Origin of the sequence: Tsukamurella asaccharolytica, from assembly GCF_007858435.1 — a bacterium.
GTDB lineage: Bacteria > Actinomycetota > Actinomycetes > Mycobacteriales > Mycobacteriaceae > Tsukamurella > Tsukamurella asaccharolytica.
Map to the genome: position 1 here is coordinate 288,811 of NZ_VIGW01000004.1, position 15,669 is coordinate 304,479.

Annotated in this window: 13 protein-coding genes, 1 other RNA gene and 1 pseudogene; 9 read left to right on the plus strand and 6 right to left on the minus strand. The window is 70.5% G+C overall.

Going from position 1 to position 15,669, the window contains the following annotated elements; translation table 11 throughout:
* Positions 1 to 19: 19 nt before the first annotated feature.
* A complete protein-coding gene (locus FK529_RS10550; RefSeq protein ID WP_146560932.1) occupies positions 20 to 964 on the minus strand; it encodes a fumarylacetoacetate hydrolase family protein in 945 nt (314 codons plus the stop codon).
* The gene (locus FK529_RS10555; RefSeq protein WP_146560933.1) at positions 961 to 2,100 is read right to left on the minus strand and encodes a VOC family protein; all 1,140 of its coding nucleotides are present in this window, start codon (positions 2,098 to 2,100) and stop codon (positions 961 to 963) included. Before FK529_RS10555 ends, FK529_RS10550 begins: the two co-directional genes overlap by 4 nt.
* A gap of 218 nt (positions 2,101 to 2,318) precedes the next feature.
* Between FK529_RS10555 and rnpB the strand changes: the two genes are divergently transcribed.
* The 8 genes and pseudogenes from rnpB to FK529_RS10595 all read left to right on the plus strand — a co-directional run bounded on the left by rnpB (position 2,319) and on the right by FK529_RS10595 (position 8,820).
* An RNA gene (gene rnpB, locus FK529_RS10560) (RNase P RNA component class A) lies at positions 2,319 to 2,731 on the plus strand.
* Positions 2,732 to 2,790: 59 nt separating this feature from the next.
* Positions 2,791 to 3,527: pseudogene (locus FK529_RS10565) on the plus strand (DUF2127 domain-containing protein).
* 9 nt (positions 3,528 to 3,536) lie between these two features.
* Positions 3,537 to 4,010: a DUF6194 family protein gene (locus FK529_RS10570; protein ID WP_146560934.1), complete on the plus strand. Its 474-nt coding sequence runs from the start codon at positions 3,537 to 3,539 to the stop codon at positions 4,008 to 4,010.
* A gap of 34 nt (positions 4,011 to 4,044) precedes the next feature.
* Positions 4,045 to 5,031, plus strand: a complete 987-nt coding sequence (locus FK529_RS10575) for an ATP-binding cassette domain-containing protein (RefSeq protein ID WP_146560935.1) — start codon at positions 4,045 to 4,047, stop codon at positions 5,029 to 5,031.
* Positions 5,028 to 5,867 (plus strand): ABC transporter permease, encoded by an 840-nt coding sequence (locus FK529_RS10580; protein ID WP_146560936.1) that lies wholly within the window; start codon positions 5,028 to 5,030, stop codon positions 5,865 to 5,867. Before FK529_RS10575 ends, FK529_RS10580 begins: the two co-directional genes overlap by 4 nt.
* Positions 5,868 to 5,877: 10 nt before the next feature.
* On the plus strand, positions 5,878 to 6,666 hold the full coding sequence (locus FK529_RS10585; protein ID WP_231703027.1) for an acyl-[acyl-carrier-protein] thioesterase: 789 nt from the start codon (positions 5,878 to 5,880) through the stop codon (positions 6,664 to 6,666).
* An 11-nt stretch (positions 6,667 to 6,677) separates the two neighbouring features.
* Positions 6,678 to 8,084 (plus strand): RNB domain-containing ribonuclease, encoded by a 1,407-nt coding sequence (locus FK529_RS10590; protein ID WP_146561065.1) that lies wholly within the window; start codon positions 6,678 to 6,680, stop codon positions 8,082 to 8,084.
* A 4-nt stretch (positions 8,085 to 8,088) separates the two neighbouring features.
* Entirely contained in the window at positions 8,089 to 8,820 is a 732-nt protein-coding gene (locus tag FK529_RS10595; RefSeq protein WP_146560937.1) for a cutinase family protein, read from the plus strand.
* Between the two features lie 17 nt (positions 8,821 to 8,837).
* Here the strand turns inward: FK529_RS10595 and FK529_RS10600 are convergent, their stop codons facing one another.
* From FK529_RS10600 to FK529_RS10615, 4 genes are read right to left on the minus strand one after another with little or no spacing between them, the layout of a single operon-like run.
* Positions 8,838 to 10,334, minus strand: a complete 1,497-nt coding sequence (locus FK529_RS10600; protein WP_146560938.1) for a CYTH and CHAD domain-containing protein — start codon at positions 10,332 to 10,334, stop codon at positions 8,838 to 8,840.
* Positions 10,335 to 10,336: 2 nt separating this feature from the next.
* Positions 10,337 to 11,329 carry a prolyl aminopeptidase gene (gene pip / locus FK529_RS10605; RefSeq protein WP_146560939.1) on the minus strand — a complete coding sequence of 331 codons (993 nt, stop codon included), beginning with the start codon at positions 11,327 to 11,329 and terminating at the stop codon, positions 10,337 to 10,339.
* Complete coding sequence (panB, locus tag FK529_RS10610) at positions 11,329 to 12,189, minus strand: 3-methyl-2-oxobutanoate hydroxymethyltransferase (RefSeq protein WP_146560940.1); 861 nt, start codon at positions 12,187 to 12,189, stop codon at positions 11,329 to 11,331. Before panB ends, pip begins: the two co-directional genes overlap by 1 nt.
* A gap of 53 nt (positions 12,190 to 12,242) precedes the next feature.
* Complete coding sequence (locus tag FK529_RS10615; RefSeq protein WP_146560941.1) at positions 12,243 to 13,973, minus strand: NAD+ synthase; 1,731 nt, start codon at positions 13,971 to 13,973, stop codon at positions 12,243 to 12,245.
* A 53-nt stretch (positions 13,974 to 14,026) separates the two neighbouring features.
* On the opposite strand from FK529_RS10615, the gene FK529_RS10620 reads away from it, so the two are divergent.
* The gene (locus FK529_RS10620) at positions 14,027 to 15,613 is read left to right on the plus strand and encodes an alpha/beta hydrolase (RefSeq protein ID WP_205124379.1); all 1,587 of its coding nucleotides are present in this window, start codon (positions 14,027 to 14,029) and stop codon (positions 15,611 to 15,613) included.
* Positions 15,614 to 15,669 lie beyond the last annotated feature (56 nt).

Here is a 15,669-nt window from a genome sequence, read left to right on the forward strand (position 1 = left end):
GGATCGGTGTCCGTCCCGCTTACGCGTACCGCACCACGGTGCGTTGGGTACCCAGGTCCAGGGCCCCGTCGCCCGATCGGACGGTGGCCTCCACCACGTCCCCGTCGCGGAGGTACTTCGGATTGCCCGCCTGCCGCTTGAAGAAGGTCCGCCATTTGATGTGCGCCGGCAGCAGCGAGCCGAGGATCTCCACGGGCTTCGCGGGTGCGGTCAGCGCCGTGCCGCCGGGCGTCCCGGTGAGCAGCAGGTCACCCGGGTCGACCCTCTGGAACCGGGTCAGGGTGCGCAGCGCCTCGAGCGGTCCGTAGATCATGTCCGCGACGGTGCTGTTCTGGCGCGTCACGCCGTTGACCCGCAGTTCGAGGGTCAGCGTTGAGAAGCTCTCCCACTCTCCGGGTTCGAGGAGAAGCAGAACCGGGCCGACGGGGGTGAAGGTGGGGTACGACTTGGCCTCGTAGAACTGCGTTTTCGGCAGCTGGATATCGCGCGCCGACACGTCGTTGGTGACGACGAGACCGGCGACGGCGTCGGCGAGACCATCGGCGTCGATCGACGATCCCACGGGGACGGTCCTCCCGAAGACGATGCCGATCTCGACCTCGTAGTCGAGCAGTGAGACGTGCGCGGGCTTGACGATCTCGTCGAACGGCCCGGCGATCGATCCCGACGACTTCCGGAAGAACGTCAGGGGTACCTTCTCGGGGTTCATTCCCGAATCCTTGACGTGGGAGACGTAGTTCGTCATCTGCGCGACCACGCGACAGGGAGCGGTCACGGGCGAGACGAGCGACAGCGTCGCGGGATCCACCAGCTCGCCGTCGCCGGCTGTCGCCGCGGCCGCCGCGACGGCTCCGGTGTCGGCGATCAGCTCGGCGGTGGTGGTGGCGTCGGTGTCGACGCGGCGGGCACCGGCGGAGACCAGGACCCACCAGGCGTCGGTGGTGCGGAGGACGGAGTAGCTCATGTGCGTGCAACTTTCAGTAGGCCGAGTAGGCGTTGGATATCGAATTCGTTGTCGGACTCCCGCAACGAGGTGAGGATGGAGGTGAACTCCTTCAGTGCGGGCCCCCCGGGCTTGATGCCGAGGAAGTCCGCGGTCGCGGGCGGACCCCATTGGTTGAGTCCCGACGCCGTCATCGGTGCCCAACCGGCGGGCACGGTGTGGTCGAACAGGTCGCCGTCCGTGAAGTGTTCGACGAGGAGACCGTCGGGATCGCGCCAATAGTCGAAGATCTGGCTGCCCTGGATGTGTCGGCCGACGCCCCACGAGCGGTGGTGGCCCCGGTCGGCGAGGAACTCACCACCGGCGGCGAGCGCGTCCAGATCGCTCACCTGGTACGCCGAGTGCACGTACCGGTTGGCCGGCCCGAGCGCCATTGCCAGGGTGTGATGATCCGACGGCTCCGAGCCGCGGTCGCAGCGGAGGAAACTCATCACCGGCCCGCGATCGCGCTGCCCCGGGTAGTAGAGGAAGTCGCTCACGATGAGCCCCAGGTGACGCAAGTACCAGTTCAGCGATTCCAGGTATCGATTGGATTGCAGCACGACGTGGCCGAGTCGTTCGACCACCGCGGGTGCTCGGGGTGGCCGCTGGGGCGTATTCGCCCGCTCCACGGACCGCGCGAAGTTGAAGGGGGCGCGCACCGACTGCGTCGGCAGCGCCGGCCATTCGGTCACGTCGGAGACCACCCGGACCCGACAGCCGCTCGGATCGCGCGTCGTGACCGCGTGGCCGCCGAGCGCCGCCCCCAACGGATGGACCTCCCGGCCCCATGCGGACGCGACCGTCGAGAGGTCCGACCGGTCGCCGGCACGGAACGCCACTCCGGTGAACGCGGTACGCGGAGCGCGCCGCACGATCGCACAGGGCGGCCCCGCGAGAGCGCCACGCAGGTGCAGTTCGTCGCGGGTCTGCAGGACCGGGGTGAGCCCGAAGTCGACGGCGAACGCCGCCGTGCGCGCCAGATCCGGCTTGTCGAACTCCAGCCACGCGATGTCATGCACCTTGATGACGGGGTCGGAGTGCCGGCCGGGGTGCTCTCCCTTCAGTGCGCCTTCGTCGGCGTGCAACCCGTGGTGCGGGTCGTGGGTTGAAGACATCTCCGCTCCGTTCTCGTGTCTGATGATATCATCACATATGACGGTACCGTCATGCAAGGGGTTCTGATGTTTTCGTCAGGATCGGTTCGGGTGGCGAAGACTGCCCCCGACAGCGGCGCCCGATGACCGGGATCTCGCGAGTGCGGCGGATGAGCCGCCCCACGCTCCGCCGCGAGTGCCGATGTCGCACCGTCCGGGGGTATGGTCGTGGACGCGGACGAGCTGACCGGGCGGCCGCGGCGTCGGGAACGACTGGGTGACCAGTACGCCCGGGTCGAGGAAAGTCCGGACTCCACAGGGCAGGGTGGTTGCTAACGGCAACCCGGGGTGACCCGCGGGACAGTGCCACAGAGAACAGACCGCCCGGGCTTCGGCCCGGGTAAGGGTGAAACGGTGCGGTAAGAGCGCACCAGCGCGGCGGGTGACCGTCGTGGCTCGGTAAACCCCACCCGGAGCAAGGTCGAAGGCGTCACCGCACGGTGGCGCTGCGCGCGTGTACGAGGGCTGCCCGCCCGAGCGCGCGGGTGGACCGCTCGAGGCACCCGGCAACGGTGTGTCCAGATGGATGGTCGCCACCCCGCCGCAGCGATGCGGCGGGGGACAGGATCCGGCTTACACGTCAGCTCGTCCGCCCCGAATCTCCCGAATTTCCTACGGGGGCCTTCGGCAACCGGGGTCTAGCCTGATCCGATGGATCTCTCCGTGCTCTCCTGCGGTGTTCGCGGCCATGTCACCTACGCGCCCGACGAGGCGGATCTCCGCGATCGTGTCCACGCCGATACGCCCGAGGGCGAGGCGTGGCGCTGCCTGCGCTGCGAGAACTTCGTGGTCGGACCGCCGGGGGCTCCGGCCCGGCGGCGCACGCACCGTCTGTCCCGCGCGGCCGGGCGCTGCGGGACGAACTGATCCTGCGCTTCCTCGCGGTCGAACGATTCCTGCGCGGGATCGTCTTCGCGGCCGCCGGCGTCGTCGTGTGGCAGTTCCGCGGCACCCACGACCACCTGCGCGAGGTGTTCCAGTCCAAGTTGCCGGTGCTCAGTCAGCTCGGCTTCAACGTGGGCGATTCGAAGATCGTGCACACCGTTGATGCAGCGCTCGGTCTGTCGGGCACGACACTCGCGTGGATCGCGGCAGGCCTGCTCGCCTACGCCGCGGTCGAGCTGATCGAAGCGGTCGGACTGTGGCTGGGCAAGCGCTGGGGTGAGTACTTCGCGGTCATCGCGACGTCGGCCTTCCTGCCCTTGGAGATCTACGAGATCTCCGAGAAGGTCACCGTACTGCGAGCCGGAGCGCTGGTCGTCAACGTCGTCGCAGTGGCATGGCTGCTCTGGAGCAAACGGCTGTTCGGGCTCAACGGCGGCGCGGCGGCGTACCGGGCCGAGCGGGAGTCGGACAGCGTCCTGACGGTGCGCCGCGCCGGCGAGTAGCGTGCAGAGGTGACCGATTCGAACGCCCGCGAGGCCGTCATCGCACTGCTGGAGAACCTCCCCGATTCCACCGTCGACACCATCGCGCCGGGTGCGATCGCCGCCGACGGGAAGACCCCGGTGCCGGAGATCGCCTGGGGCGACACCTTCGTGTACTACACCCCGAACGGCGAGCCCGGCGTCATGCCGTACCTCACGATCGTGACCAAGAACTATCCCGAGGACGCCCTGTCCGACCTCGACCGGCCCGGCGCCTTCCGGCTCAACGCGAACGTCGGACGCGAGGTCTTCACCGAGCTGATCGGCTACCCGCCGTCGGATCACGCGGTGCACGCCGGCGAGTGGGACTACGCCACCGACGGTGCCGTGATCCCGCACCCGCTGTTCGCCAAGCTGGGGTGGGTGTCGGTGGTGAACCCGGGTACCGGGCCGGAGGTCCGCGCGCTCCTCGAGCGCGCTCGCGCCCACGCGCAAAAGCACTAGGAACTTGTCGGTGGGCCCTATTACCGTCTAGTTCGTGACACACGGAGAGAGCGGTGACTGGGCGATCGAAGCCATCGGCCTGGTGAAACGGTTCGGCGACTTCACTGCGGTGGACGGGGTGAGTTTCCAGGTGCCGCGCGGCTCCGTCCTCGGGCTGCTGGGGCCCAACGGCGCCGGCAAGACGACCACGGTGCGCATGATGACCACCCTGTCGCCGCCCACGGAGGGCACGGCCCGCATCGCGGGGTACGACGTGCGGGAGAATCCCATCGACGTGCGCCGCCACATGGGGCTCACCGGCCAGGCCGCGACGGTGGACGAGATCCTCACGGGCCGCGAGAACCTGACGATGATCGGCGGGTTGTACGGCATCCCGCGGGCGGCGCTGAAGCGGCGCAGCGCGGAGCTTCTCGAGCAGTTCTCGCTGGCCGACGCCGCCGATAAGCAGGTCAAGGCGTACTCGGGCGGCATGCGCCGCCGGCTCGATCTTGCGGTCAGCCTGCTCACCGCGCCGCCCGTGCTGTTCCTGGACGAGCCCACCACCGGGCTCGACCCGCGCGCCCGCTCCGAGCTGTGGGATGTGCTCCGCGCCCTGGTCGCGAGCGGAACCACGCTGCTGCTCACCACGCAGTACCTGGAGGAGGCGGACCAACTGGCCGACGAGATCATCGTCATCGACAAGGGGCGGATCATCGCGCAGGGCACCCCGCTCCAGCTCAAGGAGCGGGCCGGCGCCGCCAACCTGGTGCTGACGGTGTCCGATGCGGCGGATCTGCCCCGCGCCCGCGACATCCTCGCGCGGCTCGGCGGCGAGGTCTTCGTCGATGAGGGCGCGCGCCGGGTGAGCAGCCCGGCCAACGGTCTCGACGACCTGAACCGGGCCGGGGCACTGCTCGGCGAGTGCGGCATCGAGGTCGACGACATCGGCCTGTCCCGCCCCAGCCTCGACGACGTCTTCCTCTCCCTCACGGGACACCGCACCGAAGTCGACGTCACCGACACTGAGGAGGCCTCCGCATGACCGCCACCACCGAGGCTCCCGGCGTGGGCGGCATCGAGACGCACCAGACCAGCCTTTGGCAGCAGTCCTGGATCATGGTTCGCCGCAGCATGATCCACACCAAGCGGATGCCCGAGATGCTCTCGGACGTGACGATCCAGCCGATCATGTTCACGGTGCTGTTCGCGTTCGTCTTCGGCTCCGCGATCCCCACCGAGGGCGTCTCCTACCGCGAATACCTCCTGCCCGGCATCCTGGGGCAGACGATGGTCTTCACCTGCTTCGTGGTGGCCGGCGGGCTCACCACCGACCTGGAGAAGGGCGTCATCGATCGGTTCCGGTCGCTGCCGATCAGCCGCGCCTCCGTCCTCATCGGCCGCAGCATCGCCAGCCTGTTGCACTCGTCGATCGGCATCGTCGTCATGTGCCTCACGGGCCTCGCCATCGGCTGGCGGATCCGGACGAACCCGGTGGACGCGGTGCTCGGATTCGTGGTGCTGCTGGGGTTCGGCTTCGCCATGATCTGGTTCGGCATCCTGGTGGGCTGCATGATGCAGTCGATCGAGGCGGTCAACGGCTTCATGTTCGCCACCATGTTCCCGATCACCTTCCTCTCCAACGCCTTCGTCCCCACGGCCGGAATGGCTCCGTGGCTGCGGACGATCGCGGAGTGGAATCCCGTCTCGTCGCTGGTCCAGGCCATGCGCGAGCTCTGGGGCAACGATATGCCGTTGCGCGACGGAGCCCCCTGGCCGCTGCAGCACCCCGTGCTCGCGACCGTGATCTGGTCGATCGCGTTGACGGCCGTCTTCGCACCCCTCGCCGTGCGGGCGTTCAACAAGCGCACCGTCGACTAGGCTCGGGCGAGTGATCGGAGATCCCCTGCCCCCGCGTATCACCGAGCCCGACCGCCGCCGTGAGTTGCTGGACAGCGGCGCCATCTACACGGCGCAGCGGTCCGTGCGGGGTGACGCCGTCAGCCCCGACCGACGTCTCAAGTTCGACGGGGTGGCCCGCTACCTGCAGGACACGGGCCAGGACCACCTGCGCCACCTCGACTACGAGGAGATTCACCCGTACTGGGTGGTGCGGCGCACCGTCATCGAGATCCTCGAGGGCGGCGAGCAGCCCGACATCCTCACCGTCGAGCGATGGGGTTCCCGGATGGGCTCGCGCTGGTGCAACGTGCGCATCGGCATCGACGGGGAGAAGGGCACCCGGATCGAGACCGAAGCCTTCTGGATCAACTTCAACATCGACACCCTCACGCCGTCGGCGCTGAGCGAGACCTTCCTCACCACGTTCGGCGCCGCCGCCGAGCCCGGCGTGCTGCGCTGGAAGCAGTGGCTGGATCCGAAGCCGCACCCCGACGCGGTCGAGGTGCCCTTCCTGCTGCGCGCGGCCGACCTCGACATCATCCAGCACGTCAACAACGCCGTGTACTGGACCGCGCTGGAGGAGGTGCTCTCCTCCTACCCGGACCTGCGGGAGCGGCTGCCGCTGCGCGGCATCGTCGAGCACAACTCGGCGCTGCAGCTCGAGGACGAGCCCCGGCTCCTCGCGCACCGCGAGGGCGACGTGGTGCACGCCTGGCTGGTGGCGGGCGAGCGTACCGCCGCCGCGATGAGCGTCGAGGCGCTGGAGGAGCAGGCGTGACCGGCATCCCGATGCGGGGCCCCGTCCCGACGAGCGCCGTCGACTTCGGCTCCGTCCGCGCCGAGTTCGAGCTGGTCGAGGACTTCCCGGCCGACGTGCTCGCCGAGGCACAGGCGAGCGCCGACCGGTACCCCGAGGGCCGGGAGGACCGCCGCGACATCGAGTTCGTCACGATCGACCCGCCCGGAGCCAAGGATCTCGATCAGGCGGTGCACATCGCCGCCGAGGGCGAGGGCTTCCTCGTGCGCTACGCGATCGCCGACGTCGGCGCGCTGATCGTGCCCGGGGGACCACTCGAGGCGGAGACCCGCCGCCGCGGCCAGACGATGTACCTGCCCGACGGCTCCGTGCCCCTGCACCCGCGGCCGCTCTCGGAGGGAGCCGGATCGCTCCTGCCGGAGCAGGACCGGGCGGCGGCGCTCTGGGAGATCCATCTGGACGCCGCCGGTGAGGTCACCTCCGCCACCGTGCGCCGCGCGCTGGTCCGGTCCCGCGCGCAGCTCGACTACGCCGGCGTCCAGGCCGACTTCGACGCAGGCCGCGTGCACCCGAGCATCGCGCTCCTGCCCGAGGTCGGCACGCTGCGGGCGGCGTGGGGCCGCGCGCACGGCGCGATCGACCTGCGACTGCCCGCACAGGAGGCCGTGGAGGGCCCCGACGGGTGGACGGTGCGGATCGAACCCCGGACCGATTTCGACGCCTACAACGCGCAGATCTCCCTGCTCACCGGCGTGTGTGCCGCCGACATCATGCTCCGCGCGGGGATCGGGCTGCTGCGCACCCTGCCCGCCGCTCCGGAGGACGCGGTTGCCGACCTGCGGCGCTCGGCCGCCGCGCTCGGGCAGGACTGGCCGCGCGGGGTCACCGTCGGCGACTTCCTTGCGGGCCTCGACGTCACGACCCCGCAGGGCCTGGCCGTCATGACCGACGCCGCGCGACTGCTGCGCGGCTCGGGCTACGCCGCCTTCGGCACGGCGGCCGCGGCCGAGCCGCCCGCCGACCGGGGCCACGCCGGCGTCGGCGCGCCCTACGCCCACGTCACGGCGCCGCTGCGCCGCCTGGCTGACAGGTACGCCACCGAGGTGTGCCTCGCCGCGTGCGCGGGAACCCCGGTCCCGGATTGGGCCCGCGATGCCCTCGACGACGTCGCGGAGATCATGACCCGTACCAACACCCTCGCGAACAAGGTGGACCGCGCGTGCATCGACCTCACCGAGGCCGTGATCCTCGCGGGCCGCGTGGGGCAGGAGTTCTCCGCCGTGACGATGCGCGCCGACCAGGTGCTCCTCGACGACCCCGCCGTGATCGCGCCCTGCACCGGCAACCCGCCGGAGGGCAGCCGGGTGACTGTACGTCTCGACATCGCAGATCCGGCATCGCGAAAAGTGTGCTTTGCATACGAGAAAGCGTTAGCGTGAGGCCATGAGCCGTCGTCTCGTCCTCATTCCTGCCGCATTCGCCCTGCTCGCACCGCTCGTCCCGGCCTTCGCGGCACCCGCCGCCGCAGCCCCGGAGTGCGCCGACTACACCGTTATCGGGGCCGCGGGATCCGGCGAGGGGCAGTCCGCCGGTGGCCTCGGTGCGACCGTCAACTCCGCCGCGCAGACCTTCGCGGGGCGGGCCAGGGCAGCCGGGAAGACGGTGGCGATCCGCCCGATCTACTACCCGGCCGCGGCCGTGCCCACCCGGGTGGAGCAGCTCGGCGGCTTCCTCGCAAGCATGAACACCGGCGCTGCGAACACCCAGGGCGACGTCGAGATCGTGCTCAAGGCCTGCCCGTCGACGAGGATCGTTCTCGCCGGGTACTCGCAGGGCGCGTCCGCCGTCCACCGCGCGCTGCAGCGGCTCGGCGACCGGAAGCAGATCACCGCGGCGGCACTCATCGCCGACCCCGACCGCATCCCGAACGACACCACCCGCTACCTCGGCTCCGCGCCGCGGTCGCTGGGTATGGCGCAGGCCTCCGCGGTGATCAGCGGTGCCAACCCCGCCCCGCTCGCTCCGCGCATCGGCGGGCGCACCCTGAGCATCTGCACCGCGGGCGACCCGGTGTGCCACTGGACCGGTGACCTCGCGAACGCGGTCCCGAACGCCCACGCCTCCTACTCGGGCGCCGACATCGGCGGCCGGCTCGCGGGCATCGCGGGTCTCTGACGGTCGCGGAGCCGGGCTCAGCGCAGCGCGCGCAGCATCTTGGGCAGGCTCGCGCGTGCCTGTGTGGCACGCAGCTCCTCGACGGCGTCGAGCCGGCCCAGTCGGAAGGCGATCGCCGGATCGGTCGTCTCCGCGGCGAGGTCGGCCACCGCATCGCGGGCGATCGTCGCGTCCTGGAACTCGCCGAGCCGCGTCTGCACCTTCGACAGCGCCTTCACCTCGGAGCGCAGACTACCGCGCACCACCGGGTCGACCACGGCGGAGGCGTAGCGCAGCCGCTTCGCGTGCTTGCGGATGGCGTGCACGTCGTCGTCGGTGCACGTCGGGTCTGCGAGCAGCGACAACGACTGCCGGGCGAAGGACCGGATCCGCTTGTCCAACAACGGTGCCAGGCTCTTGAGCGCGATGGTGTCCGCGCGCTCCCGGAGCGGCGGGTCGGCGATGAAGGCGTCGATCGCGTCCAGCATCACGTAGTACCGGTCCGATTTCAGCGCGAGGTCCACGCGCGTCCAGCCGCGCGCCTCTGCGGCGCGCTGCCGCTGCGCCAGCACAGCGCCGGCCCCGCCGAGCTCGTCGTCCGCGTCGAAGCCGTCGAACCGCTGCGCCAGCACCTCGGCGTCGCGCACGGCGCCGAGGACGGACGCGAGCAGCTTGAGCTCCGAGCTCAGCGCGGACCGGGCGGGGCCCTCGAAGAAGCCGGAGAACTCGGTGAGCACGCTGCGCAGTTGCCGCGTGGCGACCCGCATCTGGTGCACGGAGTCCTCGTCGCGGGCCCGCACGCGCGGATCCTCGCGCAACAGCTTGTCGCGGTAGGCGGCGAGCGCCGCGGTCAGCAGCTGCCCGGCCGTCGCGTGCGTGATCTTCTTCGGCAGGTCGACGGCCTCGCGCGCCACCTCGGCGTCGATCGCGCGCGCCAGCTTCGAGGCCGCGTCCGGCTCGCCGCCGCCGGCCGCCCGTAGCGCCTTGCCGACGGCGATCGCGGTCTTCCTGCCGAGCGCGGTGTCCGGGACCTCGAACTCCCACTCGCGCCACTGCTTCTCGGGTCCGTCCGGGAGGAGCGAGACGGAATGCACGTGGTCGTCGACGAACTCGCCGAGGAGTTCCCCGTCGACTGCGTGGCAATACGTGGTGTGCCGTTCGTTCTCGACGATCGCGACGGGGGCGAGGGTGCGCCCGCGCACGATGGCGCGGACCCGATCCAACAACTCCTCGGGCACCTCGGCGGGCGCGCCCTCAGGTGCGTCCGCCTCGTCGCCGAGCGGCACCGTCACCTCGCGGCGATCGCCGCCGTCGGGCAACTTGAGGTGCCACCCGTCGTCCTTGCCCCCGGTGCGGCGGCGCAGCGTGATCCGGTGGGCGGCGAGGTCCAGCGCATCGGTGTCGTAGTACACCGCCACCAGGTGGAAGACCTCGTCGGTCGAGACGTGGTCGACGCCGGTCACGGCGGCCAACCCGGGCGCCGCCGTCTCCGGGCCGACCTCGTACTTCGTCTCGATCTCGCGGTGCTCGGCCATGCTCAGTCCTTCGCGTAACGGTCGGTGGCGTCGATCAGCGCCGAACGGATGCCCGGCTCGAACGCCGAGTGCCCGGCGTCCGGCACCATCACCAGTTCGGCGGTGGGCCAGGCGCGGTGCAGGTCCCAGGCGCTGCGGGCGGGGCACACCACGTCGTAACGGCCCTGCACGATCACGCCCGGGATGCCGGCGATGCGGTCGATGTCGCGCAGCAACTGACCTTCGTCGAGGAAGCCGCCGTTGACGAAGTAGTGGTTCTCGATCTGCGCGAACGGGATCGCGAACCGCGGATCGTCCGCGTCGGCCGAGCTCTCCGGGGTGTTGATGAGGTGGCTCGTGCTGCGTTCCCATTTCGACCAGGCCTTCGCGGCGGCCAGCGCCACGTCCTGGTCGTCCGCGTGCAGGAGTCGGTGGTAGGCCGCGATCTTGTCGGCCGACGGTGCCCGGTCCGCCTCGTCGAGCGGGGCCAGGTAGTCCTCCCAGTTGTCCGGGTAGATGTGGGAGGCGCCCTCGTTGTAGTACCAGTCCAGCTCGCTGCGGCGCAGCAGGAAGATGCCGCGCAGCACCAGCTCGGTCACGCGCTCCGGGTGGGTCTGCGCGTAGGCCAGGCCCAGGGTGGAGCCCCAGGAGCCGCCGAAGACCTGCCACCGGTCGATGCCGAGGTGCTCCCGGATCCGCTCGATATCGCTGATGAGGTGTGCGGTGGTGTTCACGGCGAGCCGGTCCGCCAGCGAATCACCCGCGCCCGACGGAGGATCGGCGATGTGCGGCTTGGACTGCCCGCAGCCGCGCTGGTCGAAGACGACGATCCGGTAGGCGGCGGGGTCGAAGAACCGGCGGCACTCGGGCGAGGTGCCGCCGCCGGGGCCGCCGTGGATGAAGACCACCGGCTTGCCCGCAGGGTTGCCGCTCTGCTCGACGTACAGCAGCTGCCCGTCGCCCACGTCCAGCAGCTCGGTGCTGTAAGCCTCGATCTCGGGGTAGAACTCGCGCATCAGAATCCGTGCTCCGGTCCGGGGAACTCGCCCGAGGCGACCTCCGCCACGTACTCCTGGGCGCCGCGCAGCAGCTCGTCGCCGATGTTCGCGTACTTCTTGACGAAGCGCGCGGTGCGGCCGCGGTTGAGGCCGGAGAAGTCCTGCCACACCAGGACCTGGCCGTCGCACTGGTTACCGGCGCCGATCCCGATGGTGGGGATCGAGATCTCGGTGGTGACCTGCGCGGCCACCTCCGCGGGGACCATCTCCAGCACCACCGAGAAGGCGCCCGCGGCGTCGACGGCCTTCGCATCGTGGCGGATCTTGTCGGCCGCCTCGGTGCCGCGGCCCTGGACCCGGTTGCCGCCCAGCGAGTTCACCGACTGGGGGGTGAAGCCGATGTGCGCCATCACCGGGATGCCGCGGCGCTGGAGGAAGTCGATCGTGGGCGCCATGTGCGCGCCGCCCTCGAGCTTGACCGCCTCTGCGCCGGCCTTCATCAGCGTCGCGGCGCTGCGGTAGGCCTGCTCCGGGGATTCCTCGTAGCTCGCGAAGGGCATGTCCGCCACCACGAGCGCGTACTTCGTGCCGCGGCGCACCGCCGCGACCATCGCCGCCATCACGTCCAGTTCCATCGGCAGCGTGGAGTCGAACCCGTACACGGTGTTCGCTGCGCTGTCGCCGATCAGCAGGGCGGTGACGCCGGCCTCGTCGAAGATCGAGGCGGTCAGGTAGTCGTAACTGGTGAGCATCGCCCACTTCTCGCCGCGCTCCTTGAGCTCAGCCAGGTGGTGGATGCGCACCTTCTTCCGCGGGGTCGGTGCGGCGGCCGCGCCGTCCGCGACGGATCCACTTCCGTACAACGGGGTCTCGCTCATCTCGTCACTTCACTTTCACCAGTCCCAGCCGGTCTTTCCGGTCCGGGCAGTTTTCAGGCCGGGTCGTGCCAACGGTTCGTGATCGGCATCCGGCGGTCGCGGCCGAAGGCCTTCGGCGTGATCTTCGGGCCCAGCGGGTACTGACGGCGCTTGTACTCGGCGCGGTCCACGAGGCGGGCCACCTTGCGGATGAGCTCCGGTTCGTAGCCGGCCTCCGCGATCTCCGCGACGCCCTGGTCCTGCTCCACGTAGCGACGCAGGATGTCGTCGAGGATCTCGTAGTCGGGCAGCGAATCGCTGTCCTTCTGGCCGGGCCGGAGCTCCGCTGAGGGCTCCTTGGCGATCGAGTTCTCCGGGATGGGAGGGACCTCACCACGCTCGGCGGCGACCCTGTTGCGCCACCGCGCCAGCTCCCAGACGAGCGACTTCTCGACGTCGCGGATCGGGGCGTAGGCGCCCACCGCGTCGCCGTAGATCGTCGAATAGCCCACGGCGAGTTCGCTCTTGTTGCCGGTGGCCAGCACGAGGTGGCCGTCGAGGTTCGACAGCGACATCAGGGTCATGCCGCGGCATCGGGCCTGGATGTTCTCCTCCGCCAGGCCGGTCAGGTGCAGCTGTCCGACGAACGCCTCCACCATGTGCTCGATCGGCTCGAACCGGAAGTGGATGCCCATCCGCTGCGCCTGGTCGGCGGCGTCGTCCTTGGAGTGATCGGAGCTGTACTTCGACGGCATGCCCACGCCGTAGACGTTGGCGGCACCCACCGCGTCGGCGGCGATCGAAGCGACCAGGGCCGAGTCGATGCCGCCGGACATGCCCAGGCCGACGGTGCGGCCGCCCACCTTGTGCACGTAATCCCGCGTACCCGTGACCAGGGCCGCCCAGATCTGCGCGAGCTCGTCGAGCTCGGTCCACGAGGTCGACGGGTCTGCCAGGACGGTGGGGCGGGCGGGCAGGGGCACCTCGGTCACGCTCCACCCGTCGACGGTGGCGGCGCGCGCGAGCCCGCGCGGCTCGATGTCGATGAACTGCGTGTTCTCCACGAACTGCGGGCCCACGGCGGGCGCGCCGTCGGCGCCCAGGACGAACGAGTCGCCGTCGAAGACGAGCTCGTCCTGCCCGCCGACGAGGTTGACGTAGACCAGCGGCGCGCCGCCCTCGGCGACGCGGGCGGCGACCACCTCGCGGCGCTGCGCGGGCTTGCCCACCTCGAAGGGGCTGGCGTTGAGGCACAGGATCGCGTCGACGCCGAGTCCGCCCAGGCCGGCCACCGGCCCGTCGGGCCACCAGACGTCCTCACAGATGGTGAGGCCGAGCCGGACCCCGTCGACGTCGAGGACCACGAGCCGGTCGCCGGGGGTGAACCAGCGCTTCTCGTCGAAGACGCCGTAGTTGGGCAGGAAGTGTTTGTCGTACCGCGCGACGAGCTCCCCGCCGTGCAGCACTCCCGCCGCGTTGCGCGCGCCGCCCGTGGGGTTGGTGCTGGTCTCCGGCGCGTCCGGGTCGCGGTCGAGGAAGCCCACGACCACGATCAGATCGCCGCAGCCGGTCGCGTCCAGGGAGCGCGCCAGCTCGTGCACCGCCTGGCGGGAGTCGACGGCGAAGGAGCGGCGCAGCAGCAGGTCCTCCACCGGGTAGCCCGTGAGGGCCATCTCACCGAAGACGGCGACCTGTGCACCGCGCTGCGCGGCGTCCCGGGCTGCGGCGGTGATCCGAGTGACATTCGCGTCCAGGTCACCCACGACGGGGTTGATCTGGCACGCCGCGACACGAAGGGGCGTCATGGCTCAACCCTAGCGTCCCCGGAACCGGGAGTGCGCGTGGCAGGATCGGGAGGATGAAGGCAGGCAAGCCCCTCGTGGCCGCGATCGCGGTCGTCTCCGTGGCGGTTCTCGCGGGATGTTCGGTCCAGATCGACGGGACCGCGGAACCGGCGGGCGGGTCGTCCGCGCGGTCGTCGGAGCAGGGCGTGCCCGCGGGTCTGCAGAAGTACTACGGGCAGACGATCGAGTGGGGCTCCTGCGCCGCGATCGCCAAGGCGGACGCCGTCACCGAGTACGACGAGTCGAAGCTCGAGTGCGGGCGCCTGACCGTGCCGATCGACTACGACGATCCCGCGGCGGGGGAGACGAAGCTCGCCGTCGCGCGGGTCAAGGCGACGGGCCAACGGCAGGGTTCGCTGTTGATGAATCCGGGTGGCCCCGGCGGCTCGGGCGTGCAGCAGGTCGCGGGCAAGTCCATGGAGGTCGACAAGTTCGAGGTCGCGCGCAGCTTCGACCTGGTGGGATGGGACCCGCGCGGCGTGGGCGCCAGCGAGCCCGCCGTGAAGTGCTTCAGCGACAAGCAGCGCGACGAGAACCGCCTCTCCACGCTCGCCTTCGACAATTCGCCCGCCGGCATCGCCAAGCAGGAGGCGTTCAACAAGTCGCAGGCCGACCTGTGCGCCCAGCAGATGGGCAGGGCCTTCCTCGCCAACGTCGGCACCGCGCAGACCGTCCGTGACCTGGACGTCTTGCGCGCCGCCCTCGGCGACCCGAAGCTCACCTACCTCGGTTACAGCTACGGCACGCTGATCGGCGCCATCTACGCGGAGACCTTCCCGGAGCGGGTCCGCGCCATGGTGCTCGACGGTGCCGTGGACCCCGCGCTCGACTCGATCACCTCGAGCGTGCAGCAGATGGCAGGTTTCCAGACGGTCTTCGACGACTGGGCCAAGGACTGCGCCAGGTACGCCGACTGCCCCGTCGGCCCCGATCCGGCGAAGGCCACCGAGCGGTACCAGCAGCTCACGCGACCGCTCATCGACAGAACGGTCAACGGGCAGGGCGGCAGGCAGCTCAGCTACAGCGACGCCACGACGGCCACGGTCCAGGCGATGTACGCGCAGCAGCTGTGGGAACCCCTGCGGCGCGGACTCAGCGCTCTCCAGCGCGGCGACGGCTCCCTGCTCCAGCGGATCGCCGACCTGTACCTCAACCGCGACGAGCAGGGCCGGTACTCGCCGATGATGGACGCGAACACCGCGATCAACTGCGTCGACGGCCCGGCCGTCACCGAACCGGCCGACCTCTCGCGCCTCGACACCGAGATCCGCAAGGCGGCGCCCTTCCTCGACGACGGCCGCGGGACGGGGCGCGGGGCCAAGGGCACGTGCGCGTTCTGGGCCGCCGCGCCCACCCTGAAGCCGCACGAGGTGAACGCCGTCGGCGCGCCGAAGCTCGTGGTGGTCTCCACGACGCACGATCCGGCGACGCCCTACGAGAACGGGGTGAACCTGGCGCGCCAGCTCAGGGCGTCGCTGATCAGTTACGAGGGCAGCCAGCACACCGTCTCGCTGGAGGGGAACGCTTGCGTCGACGGCGCGGTGACCGCCTACCTGCGCGATCTCACGACCCCGGCGCCGGACCTGCGCTGCACGGCGTGACCGGCCGCCACGTCCTTCGCCGGTTGTAACACGCCGTTAACACCTCCTCGCTTAGG